Raw genomic sequence first — 1,190 nt, 5'->3', positions numbered from 1 at the left:
GGTAAACGCTTTGGCAGCTCTTGGTAAATTAGCTCAAAATTAGACAAACCGCCGCCCAGAACCACCACATGTGGGTCAAGACAGGTGAAGATGTTCGCCAAGCAAATCGCCAACAGCTCCATGAACCGCTCAACGTGCTGCACGGCGCGGCGCTCACCCTGCTCGTAATGAGCAATGATTTCTGGAGCCGACAGTTTTTCTGAGAAATAGTGGTCATACAGCTGCTCAAAACCACGCCCAGACAGGTAGTTGTCAATACAACCGCTGTTTTTACAGCCGCACGGGAAAATAGGCGCATTTTCCATGCCGAGTAATTTCAGTGCATCGTATGGCAAACGGGTATGCCCAATTTCACCCGCAATATTGGCGCGACCAGAGTGCACCTTGCCATTGAAAATCAACCCGCCCCCAACACCAGTGCCCAAAATCAGCCCCAATACAGACGGCTCACCGCGCAGATCTTCATCCCACGCTTCGGATAACGCAAAGCAGTTGGCATCATTTTCAATTTTTACCGGACGCTGTAAGCACTCTTCCAGATCGCGTTGCAGAGTGTGCCCCATCGCCGCCGGAATATTGGAGGTGAGAAGCTTACCGGTTTCGACATCCGCAATCCCTGGGATCCCAATTCCAACCGTACCTTTGACGCCAAACTCGGCATCAGCATTGTTTACCAGCGTCACAATAGCGTCCAGAAAAGCGGCGTAGCTTTCGGTTGGCGTTGCCACGCGCTCACGCGCAACCCGTACCAAATCTGCATCAAAAGCGCCAAACTCAATTTTGGTGCCGCCGATATCAAAGCCGTAATACATTGCTCCACTCCCTTTTTTACACAGCATTGTATGCGCTGCTGCCGTCCGTGTTTGTTAGCGGTTTACGGCATATTCCCTGAAAAAATGCAACGCATGATCCATTAATAATCAATAGGTTAATTATTGCATAAAATCTGATTATCTTACGTAAGAAACTCACTGCAACATCCAATATCATGCTCTGTTTCGCAATTTATTACATGCCCTGCGTAGAAGAGAAAGTCAGGGTATGGCATGCAGCACAGGATCTTTGAGAATCTTCAGGACGTTACATTAAATGCTGGTCAAGCACCGCAACTGACAGTAGGATCTAAAAGATAATATTGCAGGAGTCCAACATGAAGTTAAAACGGGTGGCGGAAGCCGTATTACCGACGC

Annotated in this window: 1 protein-coding gene; it reads right to left on the bottom strand. The window is 48.7% G+C overall.

The features are described from left to right. On the bottom strand, positions 1-812 hold an 812-nt coding region (gene nagK / locus ACRC27_RS13360; protein ID WP_438640106.1), incomplete at its 3' end, for an N-acetylglucosamine kinase. Between the last annotated feature and the right edge of the window lie 378 nt (positions 813-1,190).

Origin of the sequence: Plesiomonas sp. (genome assembly GCF_051650925.1) — a bacterium.
GTDB lineage: Bacteria > Pseudomonadota > Gammaproteobacteria > Enterobacterales > CAMTGL01 > Plesiomonas.
The sequence above is the reverse complement of the archived record's forward strand: the minus strand, read 5'-3'. Positions and strand labels throughout refer to the sequence as shown.